This is a genomic window from Candidatus Njordibacter sp. Uisw_058, from assembly GCF_047730065.1.
Classification (GTDB): domain Bacteria; phylum Pseudomonadota; class Gammaproteobacteria; order Pseudomonadales; family Balneatricaceae; genus Njordibacter.
The window spans coordinates 2454833-2479760 of record NZ_CP159829.1 but is presented as its reverse complement, the minus strand read 5'-3'; the positions used below and the strand labels follow the sequence as shown (position 1 = coordinate 2479760).

General features: G+C 46.6%; 31 protein-coding genes. 27 read left to right on the top strand and 4 right to left on the bottom strand.

Annotated elements, in window-relative coordinates; translation table 11 throughout:
• The first annotated feature begins 126 nt into the window (after window positions 1-126).
• The 13 genes from rpsH to rplQ all read left to right on the top strand — a co-directional run bounded on the left by rpsH (window position 127) and on the right by rplQ (window position 7015).
• Complete coding sequence (gene rpsH / locus ABXT59_RS11590; RefSeq protein WP_443636270.1) at window positions 127-519, top strand: 30S ribosomal protein S8; 393 nt, start codon at window positions 127-129, stop codon at window positions 517-519.
• Window positions 520-528: 9 nt separating this feature from the next.
• Window positions 529-1062 (top strand): 50S ribosomal protein L6, encoded by a 534-nt coding sequence (gene rplF / locus ABXT59_RS11585; protein ID WP_443636269.1) that lies wholly within the window; start codon window positions 529-531, stop codon window positions 1060-1062.
• A gap of 11 nt (window positions 1063-1073) precedes the next feature.
• Entirely contained in the window at window positions 1074-1421 is a 348-nt protein-coding gene (rplR, locus tag ABXT59_RS11580) for a 50S ribosomal protein L18 (RefSeq protein WP_443636268.1), read from the top strand.
• Window positions 1422-1433: 12 nt separating this feature from the next.
• Complete coding sequence (gene rpsE / locus ABXT59_RS11575; RefSeq protein WP_443636267.1) at window positions 1434-1934, top strand: 30S ribosomal protein S5; 501 nt, start codon at window positions 1434-1436, stop codon at window positions 1932-1934.
• Window positions 1935-1940: 6 nt separating this feature from the next.
• Window positions 1941-2132, top strand: coding sequence for a 50S ribosomal protein L30 (gene rpmD, locus ABXT59_RS11570; RefSeq protein WP_046483949.1), 192 nt, complete (start codon window positions 1941-1943; stop codon window positions 2130-2132).
• Between the two features lie 11 nt (window positions 2133-2143).
• Entirely contained in the window at window positions 2144-2578 is a 435-nt protein-coding gene (gene rplO, locus ABXT59_RS11565; protein WP_443636266.1) for a 50S ribosomal protein L15, read from the top strand.
• 1 nt (window position 2579) lies between these two features.
• Window positions 2580-3905 carry a preprotein translocase subunit SecY gene (gene secY, locus ABXT59_RS11560; protein WP_443636265.1) on the top strand — a complete coding sequence of 442 codons (1326 nt, stop codon included), beginning with the start codon at window positions 2580-2582 and terminating at the stop codon, window positions 3903-3905.
• Between the two features lie 35 nt (window positions 3906-3940).
• On the top strand, window positions 3941-4057 hold the full coding sequence (rpmJ, locus tag ABXT59_RS11555) for a 50S ribosomal protein L36 (protein ID WP_443627979.1): 117 nt from the start codon (window positions 3941-3943) through the stop codon (window positions 4055-4057).
• A gap of 105 nt (window positions 4058-4162) precedes the next feature.
• On the top strand, window positions 4163-4519 hold the full coding sequence (rpsM, locus tag ABXT59_RS11550; protein ID WP_443636264.1) for a 30S ribosomal protein S13: 357 nt from the start codon (window positions 4163-4165) through the stop codon (window positions 4517-4519).
• A 20-nt stretch (window positions 4520-4539) separates the two neighbouring features.
• Window positions 4540-4929, top strand: a complete 390-nt coding sequence (rpsK, locus tag ABXT59_RS11545; protein ID WP_046483944.1) for a 30S ribosomal protein S11 — start codon at window positions 4540-4542, stop codon at window positions 4927-4929.
• Between the two features lie 14 nt (window positions 4930-4943).
• Complete coding sequence (gene rpsD, locus ABXT59_RS11540; RefSeq protein ID WP_443636263.1) at window positions 4944-5564, top strand: 30S ribosomal protein S4; 621 nt, start codon at window positions 4944-4946, stop codon at window positions 5562-5564.
• A gap of 36 nt (window positions 5565-5600) precedes the next feature.
• Window positions 5601-6590 carry a DNA-directed RNA polymerase subunit alpha gene (locus ABXT59_RS11535; protein ID WP_443636262.1) on the top strand — a complete coding sequence of 330 codons (990 nt, stop codon included), beginning with the start codon at window positions 5601-5603 and terminating at the stop codon, window positions 6588-6590.
• A 50-nt stretch (window positions 6591-6640) separates the two neighbouring features.
• Window positions 6641-7015 (top strand): 50S ribosomal protein L17, encoded by a 375-nt coding sequence (gene rplQ, locus ABXT59_RS11530; RefSeq protein WP_443636261.1) that lies wholly within the window; start codon window positions 6641-6643, stop codon window positions 7013-7015.
• A 215-nt stretch (window positions 7016-7230) separates the two neighbouring features.
• On the opposite strand, the gene uvrA is transcribed toward rplQ, so the two are convergent.
• Complete coding sequence (uvrA, locus tag ABXT59_RS11525) at window positions 7231-10065, bottom strand: excinuclease ABC subunit UvrA (RefSeq protein ID WP_443636260.1); 2835 nt, start codon at window positions 10063-10065, stop codon at window positions 7231-7233.
• A 219-nt stretch (window positions 10066-10284) separates the two neighbouring features.
• Here uvrA and ssb point away from each other — a divergent pair, with 219 nt between their 5' ends.
• Together ssb and ABXT59_RS11515 are read left to right on the top strand one after the other, a co-directional pair.
• On the top strand, window positions 10285-10830 hold the full coding sequence (ssb, locus tag ABXT59_RS11520) for a single-stranded DNA-binding protein (RefSeq protein ID WP_443636259.1): 546 nt from the start codon (window positions 10285-10287) through the stop codon (window positions 10828-10830).
• A 117-nt stretch (window positions 10831-10947) separates the two neighbouring features.
• Window positions 10948-12156, top strand: a complete 1209-nt coding sequence (locus tag ABXT59_RS11515; protein WP_443636258.1) for an MFS transporter — start codon at window positions 10948-10950, stop codon at window positions 12154-12156.
• Here the strand turns inward: ABXT59_RS11515 and ABXT59_RS11510 are convergent.
• The 3 genes from ABXT59_RS11510 to cobO form a co-directional block, all read right to left on the bottom strand.
• Entirely contained in the window at window positions 12112-13320 is a 1209-nt protein-coding gene (locus ABXT59_RS11510; RefSeq protein WP_443636257.1) for a CaiB/BaiF CoA transferase family protein, read from the bottom strand. The genes ABXT59_RS11515 and ABXT59_RS11510 overlap by 45 nt on opposite strands.
• Complete coding sequence (fldB, locus tag ABXT59_RS11505; protein WP_443636256.1) at window positions 13320-13835, bottom strand: flavodoxin FldB; 516 nt, start codon at window positions 13833-13835, stop codon at window positions 13320-13322. The genes ABXT59_RS11510 and fldB overlap by 1 nt, the downstream gene beginning before the upstream one ends.
• Before the next feature lie 418 nt (window positions 13836-14253).
• Window positions 14254-14859, bottom strand: a complete 606-nt coding sequence (gene cobO, locus ABXT59_RS11500; RefSeq protein ID WP_443636255.1) for a cob(I)yrinic acid a,c-diamide adenosyltransferase — start codon at window positions 14857-14859, stop codon at window positions 14254-14256.
• Between the two features lie 164 nt (window positions 14860-15023).
• Here cobO and cobU point away from each other — a divergent pair, with 164 nt between their 5' ends.
• The 12 genes from cobU to ung all read left to right on the top strand — a co-directional run bounded on the left by cobU (window position 15024) and on the right by ung (window position 24874).
• The gene (cobU, locus tag ABXT59_RS11495) at window positions 15024-15563 is read left to right on the top strand and encodes a bifunctional adenosylcobinamide kinase/adenosylcobinamide-phosphate guanylyltransferase (RefSeq protein WP_443636254.1); all 540 of its coding nucleotides are present in this window, start codon (window positions 15024-15026) and stop codon (window positions 15561-15563) included.
• A 42-nt stretch (window positions 15564-15605) separates the two neighbouring features.
• On the top strand, window positions 15606-16661 hold the full coding sequence (cobT, locus tag ABXT59_RS11490) for a nicotinate-nucleotide--dimethylbenzimidazole phosphoribosyltransferase (protein ID WP_443636253.1): 1056 nt from the start codon (window positions 15606-15608) through the stop codon (window positions 16659-16661).
• A 16-nt stretch (window positions 16662-16677) separates the two neighbouring features.
• On the top strand, window positions 16678-17277 hold the full coding sequence (locus ABXT59_RS11485; RefSeq protein WP_443636252.1) for a histidine phosphatase family protein: 600 nt from the start codon (window positions 16678-16680) through the stop codon (window positions 17275-17277).
• Between the two features lie 13 nt (window positions 17278-17290).
• Window positions 17291-18085 (top strand): adenosylcobinamide-GDP ribazoletransferase, encoded by a 795-nt coding sequence (gene cobS / locus ABXT59_RS11480; RefSeq protein WP_443636251.1) that lies wholly within the window; start codon window positions 17291-17293, stop codon window positions 18083-18085.
• Window positions 18086-18211: 126 nt separating this feature from the next.
• Window positions 18212-19057: a methylenetetrahydrofolate reductase gene (locus ABXT59_RS11475; RefSeq protein WP_443636250.1), complete on the top strand. Its 846-nt coding sequence runs from the start codon at window positions 18212-18214 to the stop codon at window positions 19055-19057.
• A gap of 59 nt (window positions 19058-19116) precedes the next feature.
• The gene (gene queC / locus ABXT59_RS11470) at window positions 19117-19782 is read left to right on the top strand and encodes a 7-cyano-7-deazaguanine synthase QueC (protein WP_443636249.1); all 666 of its coding nucleotides are present in this window, start codon (window positions 19117-19119) and stop codon (window positions 19780-19782) included.
• Complete coding sequence (gene queE / locus ABXT59_RS11465) at window positions 19782-20432, top strand: 7-carboxy-7-deazaguanine synthase (RefSeq protein WP_443636248.1); 651 nt, start codon at window positions 19782-19784, stop codon at window positions 20430-20432. The genes queC and queE overlap by 1 nt, the downstream gene beginning before the upstream one ends.
• A complete protein-coding gene (gene queD / locus ABXT59_RS11460; protein WP_443636247.1) occupies window positions 20432-20788 on the top strand; it encodes a 6-carboxytetrahydropterin synthase QueD in 357 nt (118 codons plus the stop codon). The genes queE and queD overlap by 1 nt, the downstream gene beginning before the upstream one ends.
• 3 nt (window positions 20789-20791) lie before the next feature.
• On the top strand, window positions 20792-21205 hold the full coding sequence (locus ABXT59_RS11455) for a CoA-binding protein (protein ID WP_443636246.1): 414 nt from the start codon (window positions 20792-20794) through the stop codon (window positions 21203-21205).
• 250 nt (window positions 21206-21455) lie between these two features.
• A protein-coding gene (prfB, locus tag ABXT59_RS11450) for a peptide chain release factor 2 (RefSeq protein ID WP_443636245.1) occupies window positions 21456-22554 on the top strand; the annotation gives its coding sequence in 2 pieces (ribosomal slippage) (window positions 21456-21530 and window positions 21532-22554; 1098 coding nt in all).
• Between the two features lie 58 nt (window positions 22555-22612).
• Window positions 22613-24109, top strand: coding sequence for a lysine--tRNA ligase (gene lysS, locus ABXT59_RS11445; RefSeq protein WP_443636244.1), 1497 nt, complete (start codon window positions 22613-22615; stop codon window positions 24107-24109).
• 15 nt (window positions 24110-24124) lie between these two features.
• Complete coding sequence (ung, locus tag ABXT59_RS11440; RefSeq protein ID WP_443636243.1) at window positions 24125-24874, top strand: uracil-DNA glycosylase; 750 nt, start codon at window positions 24125-24127, stop codon at window positions 24872-24874.
• The last annotated feature ends 54 nt before the right edge of the window (window positions 24875-24928 follow it).

Genomic DNA, 24928 nt, shown 5'->3' with positions numbered 1-24928 from the left:
TGGCCAGTTTTTAAAAAAATCGGGTGATTGGAAACCAAAGTCAATACCGGCTTTAGGTCTGGTCACGCTTTTGTTAAGCGAGCCTCAGGGCGCGTGGTACTTAAGTTATAATTGGAGCTCACTCACATGAGTATGCAAGACACATTAGCGGATATGATCACTCGCATCCGTAATGCGCACATGGCTGGTAAAGTATCAGTCACTATGCCTTCTTCAAAGTTGAAGGTGTCAGTAGCGCAGGTCCTACAAAGCGAAGGCTACATTGGCGACATTTCTGTTGCTGAAGGCACCAAGCCAGAGTTGACCATTACTTTGAAATATTACGAAGGCAAGCCTGTAATCGAAAAGATTGTGCGCATTTCTAAGCCTTCTCTACGCGTGTACAAAGGCGCTTCTTCTATCCCTACTGTTGAAGGTGGTTTAGGTGTTGCAATCGTTACAACTTCTCATGGCGTTATGACCGACCGTGCAGCTCGTGCTGCTGGTATTGGTGGTGAAGTCATTTGTACCGTATTCTAAGGAGTTGTCATGTCACGAGTAGCAAAAAGCCCTGTGGCGTTGCCTGCAGGGATAACAGTTACCATTAAGGGTCGCGACTTGACCGTTAAAGGCGGCAAAGGTTCTTTGGACCTGGTCATCCACAAAGATGTGGAAGTTAACCAAGCCGACAATGAATTAACCTTCGGTGCTCGCAATAATAGCAAGCTTGCCATTGCCATGTCAGGTACTACACGTGCCTTAGTTAATAATATGGTGATTGGTGTAGCTAATGGTTTTGCTAAGACTTTGCTTTTGCAAGGTGTTGGTTACCGTGCTGCCGCTAAAGGATCTGTGCTTAATCTAACTTTGGGTTTTTCCCATCCGGTAGATTACCAGTTGCCTGAAGGCATCACTGCCGAGTGTCCAAACCAAACTACCGTTGTAGTTTCTGGTGTTGATAAACAACGTGTTGGCCAAGCGGCTGCCGAGATTCGCGCCTTCCGTCCACCAGAGCCTTATAAAGGTAAGGGTGTGCGTTATGCAGACGAGCATGTGCGTCGTAAAGAAGCTAAGAAGAAGTAAGGCAAGATAACATGGAAAAGAAAATTGCACGTTTACGTCGCGCCGCCCGCGCACGTTATAAGATGCGTGACCTAGGTGTAACTCGGTTGTGTGTTAATCGCACATCGCAGCACATCTACGCACAAGTCATTTCTGGCGACGGTTCTCAAGTATTAGCTCAAGCTTCTACTTTAGATTCTAGCTTGCGTTCAAACGCTACTAGCAACGCTGATGCAGCCGCCCTAGTAGGCACTTTGATCGCAACTCGCGCTAAAGAAGCAGGTGTCGAGACGGTCGCGTTTGATCGTTCTGGATTTAAATACCACGGCCGAGTGAAGGCGTTGGCTGATGCCGCGCGTGAAGCTGGCTTGCAGTTCTAAGGAAATATGACAATGGCTAACATTGAACAGAAAGACGGCGACCTGCAAGAAAGCTTGGTACAGGTTAACCGTGTATCTAAAGTGGTTAAAGGTGGTCGTATCTTTAGCTTTACCGCTTTAACAGTGGTAGGTGATGGCGCAGGCCGTGTAGGTTTTGGACGTGGTAAGGCTCGTGAAGTGCCTGCTGCAATCCAGAAAGCTATGGAAGCTGCGCGTCGCAACATGATTACAGTGGAATTGGATGGTACTACCCTTCAATACGCTATCAAAGCTCGCCATGGTGCCTCTAAGGTATACATGCAGCCAGCATCTGAAGGTACTGGCGTAATTGCTGGTGGCGCGATGCGTGCTGTATTTGAAATGGCTGGTGTCCACAACGTATTAGCTAAGTGCTACGGTTCTACCAATCCGGTAAACGTAGTGCGTGCAACTTTCAATGGCCTAAAAGCCATGAACTCTCCTGAAGAGATTGCAGCTAAGCGTGGTAAAACTGTCGAAGAAATTTTGGGGTAATTAGTCATGGCAACAAAAAAGTCTATGATCAAGGTCACCCTTGTGCGCAGCGTGCATGGCAAATTGCCACGTCACCGTGATTGCGTCAAAGGTCTTGGCCTTAAGCGCATGTGGCATACAGTAGAAGTGGAAGACACTCCATCTGTGCGTGGCATGATCAACAAGGTCAACTACATGGTTCGCGTTGAAGGCGAATAAGGGAAATTGTTATGCGTTTAAATACTCTATCCCCAGCTGAAGGATCTACCCACGCGCCTAAGCGCGTCGGTCGTGGCATCGGTTCTGGTTTAGGCAAGACATGTGGCCGTGGTCACAAAGGTCAAAAGTCTCGGTCTGGCGGCAGTGTTAAGCCTGGATTCGAAGGCGGACAGATGCCGCTACAAAGGCGTCTACCTAAGTTTGGTTTTACTTCGCGCAAAGCTGCGTTCGTAGCTGAAGTGCGGTTAAGTGAATTGGCTAGTATGAAGGTCGACGTGATTGACTTGGCGGCGTTACAAGCTGCTGACGTGATTAACGATCGAATGAAGGATGCCAAAATAATTCTTAGTGGCGAGTTAACCCGGGCAGTTACTGTCAAAGGTTTGCGCGTAACTAAGGGCGCAGCAGCTGCTATTGAAGCTGCTGGCGGTAAGATCGAGGCATAGTATGGCAAAGCAAGGTAAGTCACCAGCTGGTAATCAAGGTGGGCTAAGTGAGTTATGGTCTCGCTTGCGCTTCGTGCTGATCGCCATTTTAGTGTATCGTATCGGGGCACATATTCCAGTTCCTGGGATTAATCCTGACCGCCTTGCCGCTATGTTCGAGCAGAATCAAGGCACTATCCTGAGCATGTTTAACATGTTTTCGGGTGGTGCATTGGAGCGTATGAGTATTTTAGCCTTGGGCATTATGCCTTACATATCGGCTTCGATAATCATGCAGCTCATGACTGTGGTAAGTCCACATTTAGAGCAGTTGAAGAAGGAAGGGGAAGCTGGTCGACGGAAAATAAGTCAATACACCCGCTACGGTACTGTGATTTTAGCCACGGTACAGTCTTTAGCTATGGCGGTCGGTCTTGCTGGGCAAGGAATTGCCTTTAATGCAGACCTCAGCTTTTATTTCGTTGCAGTCGTAACCTTGGTGTCTGGTGCAGTGTTTTTAATGTGGCTTGGTGAGCAAGTGACAGAAAAGGGCATTGGCAATGGCATCTCAATACTCATCTTCGCAGGTATTGTTTCGGGTCTTCCCGGTGCGGTAGGACAATCATTTGAGGCCGCCCGTCAGGGTGACTTAAATATTATCGCCCTGTTAGCAATCGCCGTACTGGCGCTCGCGACCATCGCTTTTGTGGTGTTCATGGAGCGTGGTCAGCGCCGTATTACCGTTAACTATGCCAAGCGTCAGCAAGGCAATAAGGTATTCGCCGCTCAGTCCAGCCATTTGCCTTTGAAGGTGAACATGGCGGGGGTTATTCCGCCAATTTTCGCATCGGCCATTTTATTACTACCGGCGTCCATCGGTCAGTGGTTTGGTCAAGCAGATAGTATGCAATGGGTGCAGGACTTTGCTTTGGCGCTAGCGCCGGGTCAGCCCCTATACATTCTTCTGTTTGCAGTAAGTATTGTGTTCTTTTGCTTCTTTTATACCGCATTGGTCTTTAACCCTAAAGACGTGGCGGATAACTTGAAGAAGTCTGGGGCATTTATCCCAGGCATTCGCCCAGGTGAACAATCGGCGCGTTACATCGATACTGTTTTGGGTCGGTTAACGCTATTCGGTGCGCTTTACATTACCGCGGTCTCGCTAATGCCGCAGTTTTTAGTAATTGCATGGAATGTGCCCTTTTACTTCGGTGGTACATCATTATTGATTGTTGTAGTTGTGGTCATGGATTTCATGTCCCAAGTGCAATCTCACTTGATGTCCAACCAGTACAGTTCCCTGATGAAGAAATCGAATTTAAAGGGTAATGGCGGACTGTTAGGTTAAGTCTGGCATTCGCCCCAAGAATTTAGGAGTTCGAAATGAAAGTACGTGCATCTGTAAAGAAAATGTGCCGAAACTGTAAAATCGTACGTCGCAGCGGTGTAGTTCGAGTGATCTGCAAAGTTGAACCACGTCATAAGCAACGCCAAGGCTAAGCTTCATTGACGTAGTTAGGCGGGGGATGTATAATTCGCCGCCTTCTGTGACGAAGAAAATAAAAAACGAAGCACTTTTTGAGTGTCTCGAATGGAGTAAATTGAATGGCTCGTATAGCTGGTGTCAATGTTCCAGACCATAAGCACACGGTTATCTCGTTGACTTATGTCTTTGGTATTGGCCGACCTACTGCCCAAAAGATCTGCGCCGACCTCAAGATTGAGGAAAGCACTAAGGTCAGTGATTTGGGTGAAGAGAAATTAGATGAGATTCGTAACGCCATTACTGCAATGAACGTCGAAGGCGATCTACGCCGCGAAATCTCAATGAACATTAAGCGTCTAATGGATTTAGGTTGTTATCGTGGTGTACGTCACCGTCGTAGCTTACCGCTGCGTGGTCAACGGACCAAGACTAACGCCCGGACCCGCAAAGGTCCGACTAAACCAATTCGCAAATAAGCTAAGTACAGGATATCAACATGGCTAAGCCAGGTACTCGTACACGTAAAAAAGTTAAAAAGCAGGTAGCGGATGGGCTCGCGCACATTCATGCTTCTTTTAACAACACGATCGTTACTTTGACCGATCGCCAGGGCAATACACTCAGCTGGGCAACAGCGGGTGGTTCTGGTTTCCGTGGCTCTCGAAAAAGCACGCCCTTTGCCGCCCAGGTGGCAGCTGAACGTGCTGGTAAAGCAGCAATGGAATTTGGATTGAAGAACATTGATGTATTTGTTAAAGGCCCAGGACCAGGACGTGAGTCTGCGGTTCGTGCTTTAAACGGTTGCGGCCTAAAGGTTGCTAACATTACAGACGTGACTCCAATTCCACATAATGGTTGTCGCCCGCCTAAAAAGCGTCGCGTATAAAGGGGTAGGATCAAATGGCAAGATATATTGGACCCGTTTGCAAGCTGTCTCGACGTGAAGGAACAGATTTGTTCCTTAAGAGCGGTGTGCGAGCATTAGATTCAAAATGTAAAGCTGATACCATTCCGGGTGTTCACGGCGCACGCCGCAGCCGCCTGTCTGAGTTCGGTACACAGTTACGTGAAAAGCAGAAAGTTCGCCGTATGTATGGCATTCTTGAGCGTCAATTCCGTAACTACTATAAAGAAGCGGATCGTCTTAAAGGCGCAACAGGTGTGAATTTGTTGAGTTTGTTAGAGACGCGTCTAGATAACGTTGTTTACCGTATGGGCTTCGGCTCTACCCGTGCTGAAGCACGTCAAATTGTTTCTCACAAGAGCATTTTGGTTAACGGTCAGACAGTCAACATCCCAAGCTACAAAGTAGCTGAAGGTGACGTCATCTCGATCCGTGAAAAGGCAAAAGTGCAGTTGCGCATCAAAAGTGCTCTAGAGTTAGCCGCCCAGCGTGCAGCAGTAGAGTGGTGTGATGTAGATACTACAAAGCTGGAAGGTACTTTTAAAAGTACGCCAGAGCGTAGCGAGCTGCCTGCCGAAATTAATGAGCAATTGATTGTAGAACTTTACTCTAAGTAAACTCTTTTATTAATTGCCCCAGTGAAAGGTGAGTCCATGACTTCAACCAACGATATTTTGACACCGCGTAACATCGAAGTGCAACGCTTAAGTGAAACCCGCTCGAAGATTATTCTTGAGCCGTTAGAGCGTGGTTTTGGCCACACTCTAGGCAACGCTCTGCGTCGTATTTTATTGTCTTCAATGGCAGGCGCGGCAATCGTTGACGTAGAAATTGACGGTGTTGAGCATGAGTATAGCTCTATTGAGGGAGTGCAAGAGGACGTCATTGAAATCTTGCTTAGCCTTAAAGGGGTTGCACTTACTATGCACGTCGGCGAAGAAGCAGTCCTAACCCTGACTAAACAGGGACCAGGTACTGTAACTGCTGCTGACATCGCACTGAGCCACGATATTGAAGTGGCTAACCCAGACCATGTAATTGCCCATTTAAACACGGCAACCAAGCTAGTCATGCAGCTTACTGTGCGTGCCGGTACTGGCTATGAGCCAGCTGACACTCGCGACTTTGGCGAAGATGAAACTCACGCCATTGGTAAGTTGCAGCTAGACGCTTCTTTCAGCCCTGTATTGCGCGTTGCATACTCAGTTGAAAGTGCGCGTGTAGAGCAGCGGACAAACTTGGACAAGCTAGTGATTGATCTAGAGACCAACGGTACGATAGATCCTGAAGAAGCAATCCGTAGCGCTGCTACTATTCTGCAACGTCAGATGGCAGTGTTTGTGGCCTTGGAAAACGACAACGAACCAGAAACTAAGGTTGATGAACCGGAAATTGATCCGATTCTTCTGCGTCCTGTAGACGATCTTGAGCTAACCGTGCGTTCGGCTAACTGTTTGAAAGCAGAAAACTTAAATTTCATTGGTGATCTGATTCAGCGCACCGAAGTTGAGCTGCTTAAAACGCCGAACCTCGGTAAGAAGTCACTGACCGAAATCAAAGATGTGTTAGCCTCTAGAGGCTTGTCACTTGGAATGCGTTTGGAAAACTGGCCACCCGCCATGTTGAAGGGCAACCAAGCATAACGTCTTTAATCGGCTAAAAATTCAAACTTAGTTTGATAAGGAATTAACAAATGCGTCATCGTAAAAGTGGTCGTCATCTAAATCGGACCAGCTCTCATCGTAAGGCCATGTTCAAGAACATGTCTGTTTCTTTGTTTGAGCACGAATTGATTAAAACCACCCTACCTAAAGCGAAGGAACTGCGTCGTGTGGCGGAGCCACTGATCACCCTAGCTAAGGAAGATAGCGTTGCTAACCGCCGTTTGGCCTTTGCTCGCACTCGTAGCAAAGAAGCAGTTGGCAAGCTGTTTAATGAACTAGGCCCTCGTTATGAGGCGCGTCCTGGTGGCTATATCCGCATTATGAAATGTGGATTCCGCCCTGGTGATAACGCCCCTATGGCCTATGTAGAATTAGTTGACCGTCCTGAAGCTAGCGACGAGTAACTTTCTACATAATTAAAAAACCCAGCCTTGAGCTGGGTTTTTTTTGGCTTTATTTAAGCGCCATGGTCAAGGTTGTTGAACCAAGGGTAGCCTGATCGCAGGCTACTTTAGCTACAGTGAGAGCCTCAGCTAGTGACTTTAAGTAAGACTTTGTTAGGCAACAGCCTACCCACTTTACTGTGGTCTATAGTTAGGTTAGGTTAAGTTAGGTTAGGTTAGGTTTTGCGATCAAGTAAGGGCAGTAAAAAACGTCCTGTGTGCGACGCTACATTGGTTGCCACTTGTTCGGGGGTTCCAGTGGCAATGATTTGGCCACCCTTATTACCCCCCTCAGGGCCTAGATCGACGACCCAATCTGCAGTTTTTATCACGTCTAGGTTATGCTCAATTACCACCACTGTATTGCCATGGTCACGCAGTCGATGGAGCACCACCAATAACTGCTGAATATCAGCAAAATGTAATCCTGTGGTGGGTTCGTCTAAGATGTAGAGGGTTTGCCCTGTATCTCGTTTAGAGAGTTCACGAGACAGTTTAACGCGTTGGGCTTCACCCCCAGAAAGGGTGGTGGCATTTTGGCCTAAACAAATATAGCTTAAGCCCACATCCATTAGGGTTTTTAAGCGTCGGTGTATCATAGGTACAGCGGCAAAAAACTCAACTGCCGTTTCTACGGTCATGCCCAACACTTCGGTGATATTTTTTCCTTTGTACTGGATTTCCAAGGTTTCGCGATTGTAGCGCTTGCCCTTACAAACATCGCAAGGTACGTAAACATCAGGCAAAAAGTGCATTTCTACCTTAATTACGCCATCACCTTGGCAAGCCTCACAGCGGCCACCTTTCACATTAAAGCTGAAACGCCCAGGCTTATATCCTCGAGACCGAGCCTCTTGGGTGCCCGCAAATAGTTCGCGTATTGGGGTAAAAATGCCCGTGTATGTTGCTGGGTTAGAACGAGGCGTTCGACCAATGGGGCTTTGATCGATATCGACCACTTTGTCCATAAGGTTTAAGCCCTCTATTTGTTGGTGAGGGGAGGCCACTAAAGTAGTAGCTTTGTTTAACAAAGTCGCAGCCAGGGGGTAAAGAGTGGCGTTGATTAGGGTAGATTTGCCTGAGCCTGATACGCCAGTGACACAAGTCATTAGGCCTAATGGAATCTCTAGGTCGACATTTTGTAAGTTGTTGCCCGTTGCGCCCAGTAACTTGAGCCATTTTCCTTTCGTAGGTTTATGGCGTTTGCTTGGCAGTGGAATGCATTTGATACCACTTAAATATTGTCCAGTAAGAGAATCAGGGTTAGCCATAACCTCTTCTGGGGTGCCCTGAGCGACCACATAGCCTCCATGAACTCCAGCGCCTGGACCTATATCAATGACATGATCAGCAAGGCGCACGGCCTCCTCATCGTGCTCGACTACAATCACAGTGTTACCCAAATCGCGCAAGTGAATAAGGGTTTTCAACAAGCGTTCGTTATCCCTTTGGTGCAAGCCAATAGATGGCTCATCAAGAATATACATTACCCCTACTAACCCAGCCCCGATTTGACTAGCCAGACGTATGCGTTGAGCCTCACCACCAGAAAGAGTGTCTGCATTACGGTCAAGGGTGAGGTAGTCGAGACCGACGTTAACCAAAAAATCCAAACGTAAGCGAATTTCTTTGACAATTTTATCGGCAATCTGACCCTGCTTACCCGCTAACTTGAGTTCGGCGAAGTAGTCAGCACAGGTTCCCACTGCTTTACTGGTAATTTGTGGTAGATTCAAACCGTCGATAAATACATGCCGTGCTTCAGTGCGCAAGCGACTGCCATCACAACTGGGGCAGGGCTGCATATTGAGGTATTTACCTAAGTCTTCGCGTACCATATTAGACTCAGTCTCGCGATAGCGTCTTTGCATGTTATTGATGACGCCTTCAAAAGGATGATTACGACTTACCTTGTCACCACGGTCATTGATGTAATTAAACTCTACCGAAATCTTTCCAGTGCCATACAGCACCAGTTTATGCACATCTGTGGGCAACTTTTCCCATGCGGTATCCATACTGAAGCCAAAATGCTTGGCCATAGCGCTAAGCAAACCATAGTAATAAATGGACCGACGATCCCAACCTCTAATGGCACCTTCAGATAAGCTGTTGGCTGGCTGCTGCACGACTTTCCCGGCGTCGAAGAATTGTCGGATGCCTAAACCATCGCAGCTTTGGCATGCACCTGAGGGGCTGTTAAAGCTAAATAAACGAGGTTCCAATTCGGCAATAGAGTGGCCGCATGTGGGGCAGGCAAAACGAGAAGAAAAGATCATTTCCTGCGCTTTTGGATTGTCCATAGACGCTACTTTAGCGATGCCATCCGTTAAATTAAGGGCAGTCTCAAACGATTCTGCTAATCGCAACTGCAAACCTTGCTTTACCTTAAAGCGATCGATGACCACCTCAATGGTGTGTTTTTTGTTCTTTTCTAGACTAGGTGCGTCGTCTAAGTCACATAATGTGCCATTGATACGGGCTCGGATGTATCCCTGACTACGCAATTCATCAAGGGTATGTAAGTGCTCACCTTTACGGTTTTGCACCACTGGAGCAAGCAGCATTAAGCGTTGGTCTGGCTCTTGGTCTAATACTAAATCGACCATTTGGCTTACGGTTTGGGCGGCTAATGGTAGGTCATGTTCGGGGCAGCGGGGTTCTCCAGCACGAGCAAATAATAGGCGCAGATAGTCGTAGATCTCCGTTATGGTGCCTACGGTCGAGCGTGGGTTGTGTGAGGTTGATTTTTGCTCAATGGAAATGGCTGGGGAAAGACCTTCAATATGGTCTATATCTGGTTTTTCCATGATTGACAGGAATTGCCTAGCATAGGTCGATAAGCTCTCCACATAGCGTCTTTGGCCTTCTGCATAGAGGGTATCAAAAGCCAAGGATGACTTTCCAGATCCAGAAAGCCCTGTAATTACCACGAGTTTGTCGCGCGGAATATCAATGTCAATGTTCTTCAAATTATGGGTGCGCGCGCCGCGTACTATTATAGTGTCCATGAATCAATCCGCTAATGGGCAAACCAGCCATTATAGGCATAACCTGTGACCTATAACAGCTTTTAAAGGAGGTCATTGAAGTAGGCTAGAAAATAAGCGGTTTAGGCTTTGAATAATTGCCATTTAAGGTCTATAATTTTCTCCCCTCATTGAAGGTTATTGGCCTTTTAATGTGCTTACACATACAGCAAATTAACACTCATACATCAGGAGAAGATCATGGCACAAGGCGTTAATAAAGTAATTCTAATAGGCAACGTGGGGCAAGACCCAGAAACAAAATACATGCCCAGTGGTGGTGCCGTGACTAATCTAAGTATTGCGACATCTGAATCGTGGAAAGACAAACAAACGGGTCAGCCCCAAGAGCGCACCGAATGGCATCGGGTGGTGTTCTTTAACCGACTCGCAGAAATTGCCAGCGAATATGTGCGTAAAGGTTCAAAAGTGTATGTTGAAGGTGCATTGCGCACTCGTCAATGGGAACAAGACGGTGTGAAACGTTACAGCACTGAAATTGTTGCTTCGCAAATGCAAATGTTGGATAGCCGCCAAGGCAATGCCCAAGGTGGTGGTCAAGATACGGGTGGTTATGCACCCCAGCAAGGTGGCCAAGCTCCGCAGCAGAACTTCAATCAGCAAGCGCCACAAGCTCGCCCCCAACAGTCACAATCTTATCAGCAACAACCACCACCAAATCAGCAGCAGCCTCAACAGCAAGCAGGTGGCTTTGATGATGGTTTTGATGACGACATACCTTTTTAACAAGCAGTTCAGGCCGTAAAGTAAAGTACTGTTATGTAAGCCCCTCCCTGTAGGGGCTTTTGTGTTTTTATTAAAGACTTTGGTTTTTTTGCATATATCTTTGCTAGAGGTAGGACTATGTTGTTTAAGTTATTGTTGCCCTTTGCTTTTGGCTATTTCTTATCATTTTTATACCGTGTGGTTAACGTCGCTATTGCCCCAGATTTAGTGCAGGAGTTTGGCTTAGACGCCAATCAAATGGGTTTAATTAGTAGCGCCTACCTACTAACCTTTGCATTATGCCAGTTGCCCTTAGGTTTATTGCTTGATCGCTATGAAAGTCGCAAGGTCAGTGCGGCTTTGTTACTCATTGCCGCCATGGGTGCGCTAGTATTTGCTTCAGCAGATTCAGCCTTAGGATTATTAATCGGCCGTGGATTGATTGGTATCGGCGTGTCAGCCTGTTTAATGGCTGCATTTACCGCCTACGCCAACCTGTTACCGTCGGAAAAGTTACCTCTAGTCAACGGTCTGCAATTGATGGCGGGAGGCTTGGGCGTTGTTTCGGCATCAACCCCGGTGCAGTGGTTTTTAACTTGGGGTGATTGGCGCCTACTATTTCAAATATTAGGTGTGGCATCTGTGGTTGCTAGTGTATTGGTTTATAGCTTAGTCCCCAAATACACAACGCACTCAAACGGGCAAAACTTGAAGTTACAACTGGTTGAGCTTTGGCAGGTTATTAAGAGCCCTAGCTTCTGTCAGATGGCACCACTATCTGTTGCCACTCAGGGTGTATTTGGCGCGTTTGTGGGCTTGTGGTCAGGCTATTGGTTGAGAGACTACCTATCTCTATCCGACTCTGAGGCCGCTCAAATTATTCTGACTATGGCGTTGGCTATGACGGCAGGCTTTGTGGTGTTGGGTTGGTTAGCTGCTAGTTTATATCGCTTTGGTGTGAGTTCCTACATGGTAAGCGTATCGGGCATGCTCATCTATATTTTGAGTCAGTGGGTGATTATCAATGAATGGAGCGAGTGGCATCATCTATGGTGGGGGTTGAGCGGATTTTTTGGAACTTCTGGCGTTTTAATGTACGCTTATTTGTCTCAATCAGTCCCTAAAAGTTTAGTGGGTCGAGTTAATACCAGTTTAAATTTGTGTGTCTTTGTAGTGGCTTTTGCGTGTCAGTGGGGTTTAGGGATCGTGATTAACCTGTGGCCCGTTGATGCTCTGGGTATTTACCCACAAACGGCCTATGCAACCGCATGGATGTGGGCTCTTGGACTACAGATCATGGCTTTAATTTGGTGCTTGTATCACGCCATCTTGGGCAAGCTGCGTTAATTCAACTTCTGACAATCCCAATATTTCATTCAATACATGATGGTTGTGGCTACCCAGTTCAGGCCCAGGCCAGCGGGTTGAACCAGGGGTTTTATCGAGTTTTGGCAGGATGGCTGGAATTTTTAAGGTTTCTCCATTGATCTGTACATTTTCAAATAAACCTCTGGCATTAAAGTGTGGGTCAGCCACCATGTCTTCCACGTTATAAATGGGTCCACCAGGCACTCTGTTGAGATCAAGGATGTGTAAGATGTGGCTAGCATTATTGGCGGCACACCAATCACAAAGGGCTTTGTCTATGCTCACCTCATGCTCAACCCTGCCACTATTAGAGGCCAGAGCAGGATCTTGCGCCATAGCTGGGTAGCCAGCAGCTGTCATTAACCGCTGAAATATGGAATCACCATTACCTCCAATAACGACGTACTTACCATCTAAACAGCGGTAGGTATTGGTGGGGACTATGCCAGTAACGGTGCTACCAGAAGGTTGTCTAATCACGTTGGCGCCATCGTATTCAGGCACCACTGCTTCCATTAAATTAAACATAGACTCATATAAGGCAACATCTACCACTTGGCCTGTGCCACTCGTTTTTTGTTCAAGTAGGGCTAAACAAATACCCAGTGCAGCATGAATACCAGAAATGGTATCACCAATACTTAAATTAGGCCTGACAGGAGCTTGTTCCGGGTGGCCGTTGACGTAACGAAAGCCACTAATACCCTCGCATACAGAAGCGAACCCAGGTTTGCTTGCATAAGGCCCTGTTTGGCCATAACCAGAGATGCGAGCATAAACTAATTTTGGGTTGGATTGCTTAAATTCTTTGGGTCCAATGCCCCAATCCTCCACCACTCCTGGGCGGAAATTTTCAATCACAATATCAGCAGAATTGATGAGTCGCTTAACTAATTCAATGCCCGTTTTAGTTTTTAAGTCGATAGTGACAGACTTTTTATTTCTTGCCAGTGAATACCACCACAGGGAAGTTCCATCTTTCATTTGGCGCCAGTTTCGAATAGGGTCGCCTCCGTTGGGAGTTTCAATCTTAATGACTTCGGCGCCAAAATATCCCAGCATGCAACCTGCAAAAGGGCCAGCTAGGAGTTGTCCTAGCTCAATCACCCTGTAGCCTGAAAGGGGACCATCAGTTTGCATCATTAAACCTCGTTTATTTCTGCTAATAGTTGCTGGCACCAAGCGCTAACACGCTGGTCTGTTAATTCGTGCTGGCCATCTTCATCAACGGCTAAGCCGATAAATTGACTACCGTCTTGGGTCTGTGCCTTGGACTCTTCGTATTGGTAACCGCTAGTGGGCCAATACCCAATGGCCGTGGCTCCTAGGCCAATACATTTGTCATGTAATAGGCCCATGGCGTCTTGGTACCACTCAGGATAGCCAATTTGGTCACCACATCCAAAAAAAGCCATTTGTATGCCGGTTAAATCTAAGGCATCGATTTCTTCCCAAATGTCTTCCCAATCAGCCTGTAATTCTCCATAGTCCCAGGTAGGGATGCCACAAATAACGGTGCTGTACTCAAGCATTAGACTCACAGAGTCATCAGCGACGTTGAAGATATCAACTTTGTCAGAACCTAAAATATCTCGAATCTGGTCGGCAATGTCTTCGGTGTTGCCGGTGGTGGAACCAAAAAATAAAGCAATGCCCATGGTGCAGGTCTCGATATAGCAAATAGCTGTGCGTGTATGTGTGAGTATAAGTGTGAGTATAAGTGTGAGTAAAGATGCTCGTATACTTGTGCTTGCAGGTCTTGCGTAAAGTCTAGGAACTATTCTGAATTTTTGGCCATTTACTTGGCAGTTTGAACGACTATGGGTATTGTACCAAAGCTTTCCACAGTATTTGTGGCGATTTTATGGCCTGGGGTAACTCAGGCCATTTTTTTATGCAAAATACATGGTGGTATATGCGTTCCCCGTTACGTCACCTTCACCTTTATACTCAGCGCCGACATAGGCTAAGCCCTGTCGAAACTGCGATAAAGCTGCTTGTTTATGGAGTTAAAGGTAAATTCTTGATCCTGCCATAACTGTGATCCACGGACTTTCGTTGATAATAACGTTTAGTCTAGAATTCAATGCCTCGCTGGGCTTTAATACCATTTCGAAAGGCATGCTTAATATCTTTAACTTCACTCACTGTATCACATGCAGCGATGAGTCCATCGGGTGCGCCGCGGCCAGTAATAACCAAGTTCATATGAGCAGGTCGCTGGCTAATGGCTTCTGTAACCATATCTAGATCCAGCCAGCCATGATTAAACATATAAGTTAGTTCATCTAACATTAAAAAATTAATCTTGGGGTCGGCCAGCAAAGATGCTGCCAGTGTCCAAGCTTTTTCAGCTGCTGCTTTATCAGCGGCTTGGTTTTGGGTTTCCCATGTAAAACCTGCGCCCATAGCATGGTAGGACACCAGCGGAAGTTGGCTAAAGAATAACTCTTCTCCACACTCCCATTCCCCCTTGATGAATTGAACGACTGCACAATTATGACCATACCCTAAACTGCGCGCCAGCATGCCAAATGCAGAGCTACTTTTGCCCTTGCCATTACCAGTGAGTAATACTGAGACGCCTTGTTCTTTGTCAGCTTTAGCAATTTTTTTATCTATTTGCTGTTTCACCTTAACCATACGTTGTTGATGCTTTTCGTTGCTAACGGGTTTTTTCATTATTACTCTCCTCAATAGTCGCGCAAGTTTACCCATAGGCTTAAGCACCGACAAGGAGTATCTTCTGAGATTGATTTAATCGGGTCGTTTTTGAGTATTCATAGGTATAGGTTCACGATAAACTAGGTCTAGAAACCATCACATAAGCGTTCTGGATACTAGCCATGAAGACCCAAGCCCCAAAGCGGCAATTATTTTTAGGAGGTGCTCGATCAGGTAAAAGTAGCTTGGCTGAGCAGGCGGCAACGGCGACAGGCTTAGCCGTAATCTATGTGGCAACAGCTGAGGTGCACCATAGTGAGGGGGCTGGAAGTATGGCCCAGCGAGTGGCCATACATAAACGACGTAGGCCTAATCATTGGCGTCTAGTAGAACAACCCTTGACCCTTAGTGAGACCCTATTTGAACTTGATCAAGAGCCCTGCTGTGTGCTGGTGGATTGCTTAACGCTATGGTTGAGCAATCATTTGTGTACTGAGGCTGCCGATCTTGATGCCTTATTGGAGCAACTAATAGGTCAAGTGGAGCGCACTCAGCACCATCTCATTTTAGTCAGCAACGAAGTGGGATCTGGCATCGTGCCGATGGGTGAACTAAGTCGTCAATTCCAAGACTATTCTGGGCTCATGAATCAGCAATTAGCAATGGTTTGTGATGCGGTGACCTTGGTGGTCGCTGGCTTACCATTGCACTTAAAACCTTAACTACGATTTGTACTAAAACATTAACTGGAAGTATTACTTATTATGACGATTGATTGGATTTTTCAGCCCTTAGCGGCACTTAATGCCAATGCTAAGGAGCAAGGGTTAGAGCGCCAAGGGCAGTTGACCAAACCACCAGGCTCTTTAGGACTTTTAGAAACCATGGTTGTGCGCCTGTGCGCTATGCAGGGGGTTGATAAGCCAAATGTCGATCATGCTCAGGTGGTGGTGTTTGCTGGCGACCATGGTATCGCTGCAGAGGGTGTATCGGCTTTTCCTCAAGTGGTTACTGGTGAAATGGTGAAGAATTTTTCTCGAGGTGGAGCTGCAATATGTGCTTTGGCACGACAAAATAATGCCCAGTTTGAGGTGGTTAATTTAGGTACTGTGGTAGATTTGCCCAACATGAATTATGTCCGCGATAGCACTATAATGCCAGGCACTTCTAACTTTGCTCAACAACCTGCCATGACCCTAGATCAGCTTTCCCAAGCCATGACTGTGGGCAAGGCTGCAGCAGATCGAGCTGCAGCGAACCAGGTCACCCTGTTTATTGGTGGTGAAATGGGTATCGCTAATACGAGTTCTGCGACTGCATTGGCGGCATGGGCTACGGGTCAAAGTGTGGCCCGTTTGGTAGGCCCAGGCACTGGATTAGACCTTCAAGGAGTCAGTCATAAGGCTCAGGTAATCGAGTCTGCGTTAGCTAAACATGCGACCGCAATGATCAGCCCTATAGAGGCTTTACGTCACGTCGGTGGTTTAGAGATTGCAGCGTTAGTGGGTGCTTACATTCGTTTGGGGCAGTTGGGCATAGCTATTTTAGTAGATGGATTTATTACCACTTCGGCAGCCATTGTAGCTGCTAAAATTCACCCCCAAATACTGGATTGGATGTTTTTTGCCCATGCATCTGCAGAACCAGGCCATCAAACCATGATGACCTCACTGGGTGCAAAGGCCATGCTTGATTTAGATATGCGCCTAGGGGAAGGCAGTGGCGCTGGTGTTGCTCTATCTATTTTGAAAAGCGCTTGCGTAACCCATAACGAAATGGCCACCTTTGCAGAAGCTTCAGTTTCTGAAAAGTCGGCTTAATGACGGCATACAGAATATGAAAGTCAGCTTATTGCGCCATGGAAAAACCATGGCAGATGATATTTATCGGGGCCACACTGATGTGGCCTTAAGTGCAGATGGCTTAGCGCAAATGCAGCAAAGCTTCGCAGGCTTTTCTTTGCCAGTAGATTATTTGGTGAGTTCTCCTTTGTGCCGCTGTGCAGAGTTTGCAAATTCAATTGAGCCTAAGACACAATTAGATGAACGTTTAAAAGAAATATCTTTTGGTGATTGGGATGGCAAGTTACGCGCTGATATATGGCGCGCCGATCCAGAGGCGGTGAGTGCGTTCTGGAATAACCCAATGGAAAGCTCTGCACCCAATGGTGAAACAGTTTCTCAATTACAAACTCGGGTGATGGAGGCGCTGCACGAGCATGTTAAACTCGCCATTGCGCAAAAATCTGAACACCTACTGCTCGTTACTCACGGGGGGGTGATTAGGGCTATATTAGGGGCTATTTTACATATGGATGCTAAAGGGATGTTTAATGTTAACCTACCCTACGCTAGCGTTGCTTGCTTAAAGGTAGCATCCTTTGACAATGAAAGTGGCCAACCTGACTACCATCTTAGTCTAGACTTTTCTTCTTAGTGGGATGTTTTTGATGTTTAATCGACACTATCATGCTTTAGTTCTGGCTTTTCAATTTTTAACACGCATCCCTGTTTATCGCATTTTTTCTATAGCAAATAAGGTGCCGACACCACAAGTGGCAGGAAAAGCCCTGCTTTATTACCCCATCGTAGGGGCGGTTATTGGGGGTGCTTTAATCAGTGTGCCATTATTGCTGCGTTGGCTTCAATTAGATGTGACTACGTCCATGCAGGCCGCCTTCGTTTTGGTTTTATGGGTGTGGCTAACGGGTGGGCTGCATTTGGACGGCTTAGCTGATAGTGCTGATGCTTGGTTAGGTGGTTTTGGTGATAAACAACGTACCTTGGATTTAATGAAAGATCCAACCTGTGGTCCTTCTGCAGTGATCGTGTTAGTGCTGGTATTATTGCTCAAGTGGTTGGCGTTGAGTGAAGTGATTGCCGTTATCCAATTAGCCCCTACTTGGCAGTGGTTGGCGCTAGTATTCGTGCCTGTGTTGGCCCGCTTTGAAGTCATGCTGCTGATCGTGCATACACCCTATGTTCGCACTGAGGGTTTAGGAACGGAGCTTAAAAACCAAGCACAGATCCATTGGGTTTGGTTTTGGTGTATATCATTAGCACTGCTCATGCTTTACCTCAACCTTTGGTTATCTTTAGTCGTGTTAACTACAGCAGCCATTGGGTATGGCCTGATGCGCCGTTTAATGCTGCAACGCATTCATGGTTGGACAGGAGATACGGCTGGAGCAAGTATTGAAATGACGGAATTATTTTTGCTACTGGCTTTGTCTATGGCGTTGTAAGTCTTGTCTAGTTGCACCATAACTTGAATACCATTCATCTTTAACCTAAAGCTTTCACCCAGAGGCATACCCCAAACTGACATAATAGACATTGTTTAATTTCTTCTGTCAATACTGGAGTATGCCTTGAATTGCCGTTATTCCTTTGAGTTTTTCCCACCTAAATCTAGTGTGAGTAGCCTCGCTTTAGACACCTGCCTTACCGGACTTGCGACTTGGCAGCCTAAATTTTGTTCAATGACCTATGGTGCCGGTGGTTCAAGTCAGGTAGAAAGCTTTAATGCCATTCAAAGGTTACAGCAGCGAGGGCACCCTGCTGCTGCCCATATTACTGCTGCGGGTGCCAGTGCCGTAGAAATTAATAAAACAGCTCAGACATTTGTAAAAGAAGGTGTTGATCACCTCGTGGCTTTGCGTGGTGACAGTCCTAGTGGGCCCTTTACCCCTCATCCGCAAGGTTATGCTTATGGTGCTGATTTAGTCGCAGGGTTAAGACACTGGTTTGATGGCACCATTTCAGTTGCTGGCTACCCTGAAACTCACCCAGACGCACCTAATGCCATTGCAGATATAGGCCATTTAGCGTCGAAGGTGACAGCGGGGGCTAGTCAAATTATGACGCAGTACTGCTATGACACTGAGACTTTGCTTAGGTTTGCTGACCGAGTCCGTGGGCTCGCCATCACTGTACCTATCGTCGTGGGAATTATGCCGATTCACGATATTGTGGCCATACAACTTTTTTCTGCCCGCTGCGGAGCGACTGTGCCTGCTAACATCGTGGCTCCATTTGAACGTTTGAGTGATTCAAATGATCAATTTAAATTAGCTATTGAGGTTGCGGTAAAACAAATTGAGCAGTTAGCTGAGCAGGGGCTTGATCAAGTGCATTTGTACACTCTAAATAGGCCCCAGTGGGTGCATGGAATTTTGCATGCTTTGAAGCCAGCTAAACTGGCAAAAAGTGCGTAAACAGTAAGCATAAGGTATACTGCGCGGCTTAAATATTCGCCTTGCAGATTAGCCGCCTTATGAAACCAAAAGCAGTTGTCATCTATTCTGGTGGCATGGACTCCTTTACTGTCTTACACCTTGCTTTGCAGCAAGGTTATGATGTCTATGCCCTGTCGTTTAACTATGGCCAACGCCATAGTAAAGAACTGGATGTGGCAGTGAGAGTGTGTGAAGATTTAGGGGTATCGCATAAGTTAGTCGACATCACTGCGATCAACCAATTACTGCAAGGTTCATCGCTTACCTCTTCAGATATAGACATTCCCATGGGAGAGTATGAAGAAGATAATATGAAGTCTACGGTGGTTCCTAACCGTAATATGATTTTATTATCTATGGCCATCGGTTATGCCGTGTCCTTAGGCACCACACAGGTATTTTATGGCGCTCATGCTGGTGATCATGACATCTACCCCGATTGCCGCCCTGAATTTGTCGATGCGATGAATGTTGTATCTGCCATCGCAAATTATGATGATGTGCAAATCATCAGCCCTTTTTTACATGCAACTAAACAAGCTATTCTGCAAGCAGGCGTAGACATGGGTTTAGATTACCGCCAAACTTGGACTTGCTACTTGGGTCAAGAAAAAGCCTGTGGTCAATGTGGTTCTTGTGTTGAGCGTTTAGACGCTTTTGCTAAAATGGGTCTCACAGACCCAGTGCCTTACGTGCAAATCTGATGATGTATGCTGTTAAAGAAATTTTTTATACCCTCCAAGGTGAAGGCCGACAAGCTGGACGACCTGCAGTTTTTTGTCGTTTTGCAGGCTGTAATCTTTGGACTGGTAGTGAGGCGCGCCGCGGTACTAGCATCTGTGATTTTTGTGACACTGACTTTGTGGGGGTGGATGGCACCCTAGGAGGACGTTATGAGGCCCAAGATTTGGCACAGTTAATTGCTAGCTGTTGGCCAGAAGGCATGCCAGGCCAACCACTCGTCGTGCTCACGGGGGGTGAGCCGATGTTGCAGGTCGACCAAGCTTTGGTGCACGAACTGCACGATCAGGGTTTTGAAATTGCTATAGAAACGAATGGCACGATACCGGTTCCGGCCACTATTGACTGGATTTGTGTAAGTCCTAAAGGCAGCTCCAACGTTGTGCAAATCACTGGGCATGAACTCAAACTTGTATACCCACAGCGCCAAGCTATGCCAGAACAGTTTATTGATTTTGAGTTTGAACATTATTACCTACAACCACTAGATAAGTCTTACATAGCCACTTCTAATGATGACGACAATTATGTGCAACAAACGGTTGATTACTGCTTGCGTCACCCTCAGTGGCGTTTAAGTTTGCAAACCCACAAAATTACAGGCATCCGTTAATGGAAATATATAAAGACTTCAGCTTTGATTCAGCGCACTTTTTACCTAACGTTCCAGTAGGGCATAAGTGTGGTCGTTTGCATGGTCATACCTTTCAATTACGTATTGTGGTGACTGGCCCTGTGGGTGAAACAACGGGTTGGATTATGGATTTTGGTGATATTAAACAGATTTTTAAACCCCTTTATGACCAGTTAGACCATAACTACTTAAACGATATTAAAGGCTTAGAAAATCCGACTAGTGAAGTCATGGTGCAATGGATTTGGCAACAGCTGAAACCACTACTGCCGCAGCTTGCACGCTTAGAGTTGAAAGAAACCTGCACCTCTGGTTGTGTTTATATAGGCGAATAATGCATGGCTATTGACGGCTTAACCAACAATGATATTAAACACATTCGTGATCAGGTAAAAACCATTGCGGTGGTAGGCTTGTCCCCCAAGCCCCACCGTGCCAGTCATCAAGTGGCTTTGTACCTTCAACAGCAGGGCTACCATATTATTCCGGTGCACCCTCAGCATCAGACCATCTTAGGTTTAACCTGCTACCCAAACCTTACTGCCATTCCCATGCATGTGGATATGGTGGATTGTTTTCGTGCCAGTGAAGCCATGCTGGCTTTGGCTGATGAGGTCATTGCTATTGGGGCTAAGGTGATGTGGATGCAGTTAGGCATTTACCATGCAGATGCAGCCGCCAAGGCAAGGGCTGCTGGCATTACTGTGGTGATGGACCGTTGTCCTAAAATTGAGTTTCCTCAGCTTAACTAAGTACTTTAAGATAGGTGGCCAAGGTTGCGCCTTAATGCAGTATTTTTAAGATTAATGGGCAGACACCGATCTTTCTAAATAGCATATTCTCATCTGGTGTGATTATTAGGTCACAACAAAATCCATCAATCTTAGTCTAAAACTCTCTCATAAAGTGACGGGTAAACGGTGCCAAAAATCACCACTATCGGGTATAATGCCGCCATAAATTTGCACTAACTAGAGCGCCTGCTTTGCTGGTAATGCCATAATGTTTGAAATCAATCCCTACATCCAAGCCATGAAAGACCTAGCTGAACGCACCCAAGTGCTTAGGGGGTACCTTTGACTATGCCGACAAACAAGAGCGCCTAGTTGAAGTCGAGCGTGAACTCGAGCAACCTGATGTATGGAACGACGCAGAACGGGCCCAGGCCTTAGGGAAAGAGCGATCTTTACTTGAGGGTGTGGTTAATACCATCGACACCATGGACTCAGGCCTAATTGATGCCCGCGAATTACTGGATTTGGCGGTTGAAGAAAACGATCAAGATACGCTTGACGAGGTACAGTCTGAGCTGGATGCTCTAACCATGAGTTTAGAAAAGCTTGAGTTTCGGCGCATGTTTTCTGGCGAGATGGATGCTAACGCGGCTTTTTTAGATATTCAATCAGGTTCTGGTGGCACTGAGGCACAGGACTGGGCCAGTATGATTTTACGCATGTACCTGCGCTGGGGTGAACAAAAAGGTTTTAAAGTTGAGCTTATGGAAGTGAGTGATGGTGATGTTGCAGGTATAAAAAGTGCCACCATTCGTTTTGATGGTGATTATGCCTTTGGCTGGTTGCGCACAGAAACAGGCGTGCATCGTTTAGTGCGAAAGTCGCCATTTGATTCTAGTAGTCGCCGGCACACTTCCTTTGCTTCAGTCTTTGTATCGCCAGAAATTGATGACAATATAGACATAGAGATTAATCCAGCTGACCTGAGGGTAGATACCTATCGTGCCAGTGGTGCTGGTGGTCAGCACGTTAACAAAACAGATTCTGCCGTGCGTCTAACTCACGCTCCTTCGGGAATTGTGGTGCAGTGTCAGAATCAACGATCGCAACACCAAAACCGAGATTCAGCTATGAAACAGCTGCGCGCAAAGTTGTACGAGCAAGAAATGCTCAAGCGCCAAGAGGCCTCTCAAGCCCTAGAAGACACTAAATCAGATATCGGCTGGGGCAGCCAGATCCGTTCTTACGTGCTTGATGACCAACGCATTAAAGACCTGCGCACCAACGTACAAACCGGTGGTTGTGATAAGGTGTTGGATGGTGACTTAGACCAGTTTATTGTAGCCAGCTTAAAAGCTGGGTTATGAATCCAATCAAGCAAGCAACCACATAAAAGACCTTGACCCAAGAATAGAACCTAGACTTATGAATGATACTAACGAAAGTTTAACGCAAGACGACAACAAATTAATTGCTGAGCGTCGTGCTAAATTAGCCAAGCGTCGAGCGGTGGGCAATGCCTTTCCTAACGATTTTCGCCGCGATAGCTACGCCCAAGACCTGCAGCAGGCCCATGGGGAAAAAGATAAGCCTGAGTTAGAAGGCTTGGCTATGCAGGTCAAGGTTGCCGGTCGTATCATTCGTAATCGTGGCGCCTTCATGGAAATTCAGGACGTGTCTGGTCGTGTTCAGTTGTATGTTAACCGCAAAGGCTTGCAACCAGAGCAACTAGAGGAAATCAAGACCTGGGACCTTGGTGATATTGTGGGGGTAGTAGGCACCTTACAAAAATCGGGTAAAGGTGATCTTTTTGTGGATATGTCTGATCCCCAGTTACTCACCAAAGCCCTGCGTCCCCTGCCTGATAAGCATCATGGTCTTGCAGATCAAGAAATGCGTTATCGTCAGCGCTATGTTGATCTTATTGTGAATGAAGAATCCCGCAATACCTTCATTATTCGCACACGTGTGGTCGAAGCCATTCGTCAGTACCTTATTAAGCGCGAGTTCATGGAGGTAGAAACTCCCATGATGCAGGTGATACCTGGTGGTGCCTCAGCCCGTCCCTTTATTACCCATCACAATGCCCTAGACCGTGATATGTACCTGCGGGTTGCCCCAGAGCTTTACCTTAAACGGTTAGTTGTGGGTGGCTTTGAGCGTGTGTTTGAAATTAATCGAAATTTCCGTAACGAAGGCTTGTCTACGCGCCATAACCCAGAATTTACCATGCTAGAGTTCTACTGGTCCTATGCTGACTATCGCGACCTTATGGACTTAACCGAAGGTATGTTACGCCACATTGCTGAGTCTGTGCTGGGTAACAGCAAAGTTACCTATCAAGGTAGCGAATTTGACTTTGCTCAACCGTTTAAACGCATCTCGGTATTTGACTCCATTTTGCACTATAACCCAGACCTTAAAGCAGATCAGTTAGCCGATGAAACAGGTGCTCGCGCCATTGCTGAAAATCTTGGCATTCCACTGAAGCCTTATTATGGATTGGGCAAGGTGCAAATTGAAATTTTTGAAAAGACCGTAGAAGACCGATTAGATCAGCCTACCTTTATTACGCATTATCCCGCTGAGGTTTCCCCCTTAGCCCGTCGTAACGACCTCGACCCATTTGTTACTGATCGTTTTGAATTCTTTGTTGGTGGTCGTGAAATTGCTAATGGATTCTCAGAACTTAATGATGCCGAAGATCAAGCTGAGCGTTTCCTAGCTCAAGTCGCTGAGAAAGATGCGGGTGACGATGAAGCCATGCATTATGACGCAGATTACATAGCGGCGCTTGAATATGGCATGCCACCTACGGCAGGTGAGGGCATCGGTATTGATCGCTTGGTCATGCTGTTTACCGATGCGCCTTCGATTCGTGATGTGTTGTTGTTTCCGCACATGCGCCCCGAAGCTAAATAGCTTTTTGGTCCAATTGTGGCTCAATCTATTTGGCAAGATGCACACCTAGACCAGCTTGATGAGGGCTGGCTTAGGGTGTTGCAACCTTGCTTACAGCTGCCACAAGTTGAACGACTGGCTACCTTTCTTCAAATTCAGTTAGATCAGCAGATTAAGGTGTTACCGGCTCAAAAAGATTGGTTTAACGCCTTTAAACTAACGCCATTTAAGCAGGTCAAAGTCGTGATTTTGGGTCAAGACCCATATCATGGAGTGGAGCAGGGCTTACCCCAAGCTCATGGGTTGAGCTTTTCCGTAAATGAAGGTGTTAAAACGCCCCCATCCTTGCGCAATGTGCTAAAAGAGTTACACGCTGATTTAGCCATTCGGTCAGCCACCCATGGCGATTTAAGCCAATGGGCACAGCAAGGGGTGCTCATGTTGAACACAGTGCTCACTGTCGCACAGAGTCAAGCGGGGGCCCACCAAGGTCAGGGATGGGAAAGTCTGACGGATGAGGTGATTAGGGCGCTCAATAAGCAACGATCAGGCCTCGTGTTTTTGTTGTGGGGCAAACCTGCACAAAATAAAGCGGCTCTTATTGACGCTAAAAAACATTGTGTACTCAAAGCCGTTCATCCATCACCTTTATCGGCCTATCGAGGCTTCTTAGGCTGTGGCCACTTTTCTAAAACTAATGTCTATTTAGTAGAGCAGGGCCTCAACCCTATCGATTGGCAACGCACGCCAATCGACGCATCAGCAAGTCAAATTCAATTGTTGTGATGGTTTTTAGGTGATCTATCAAGGGTGACTTCATCAAGCGTCCATGGTCACCAA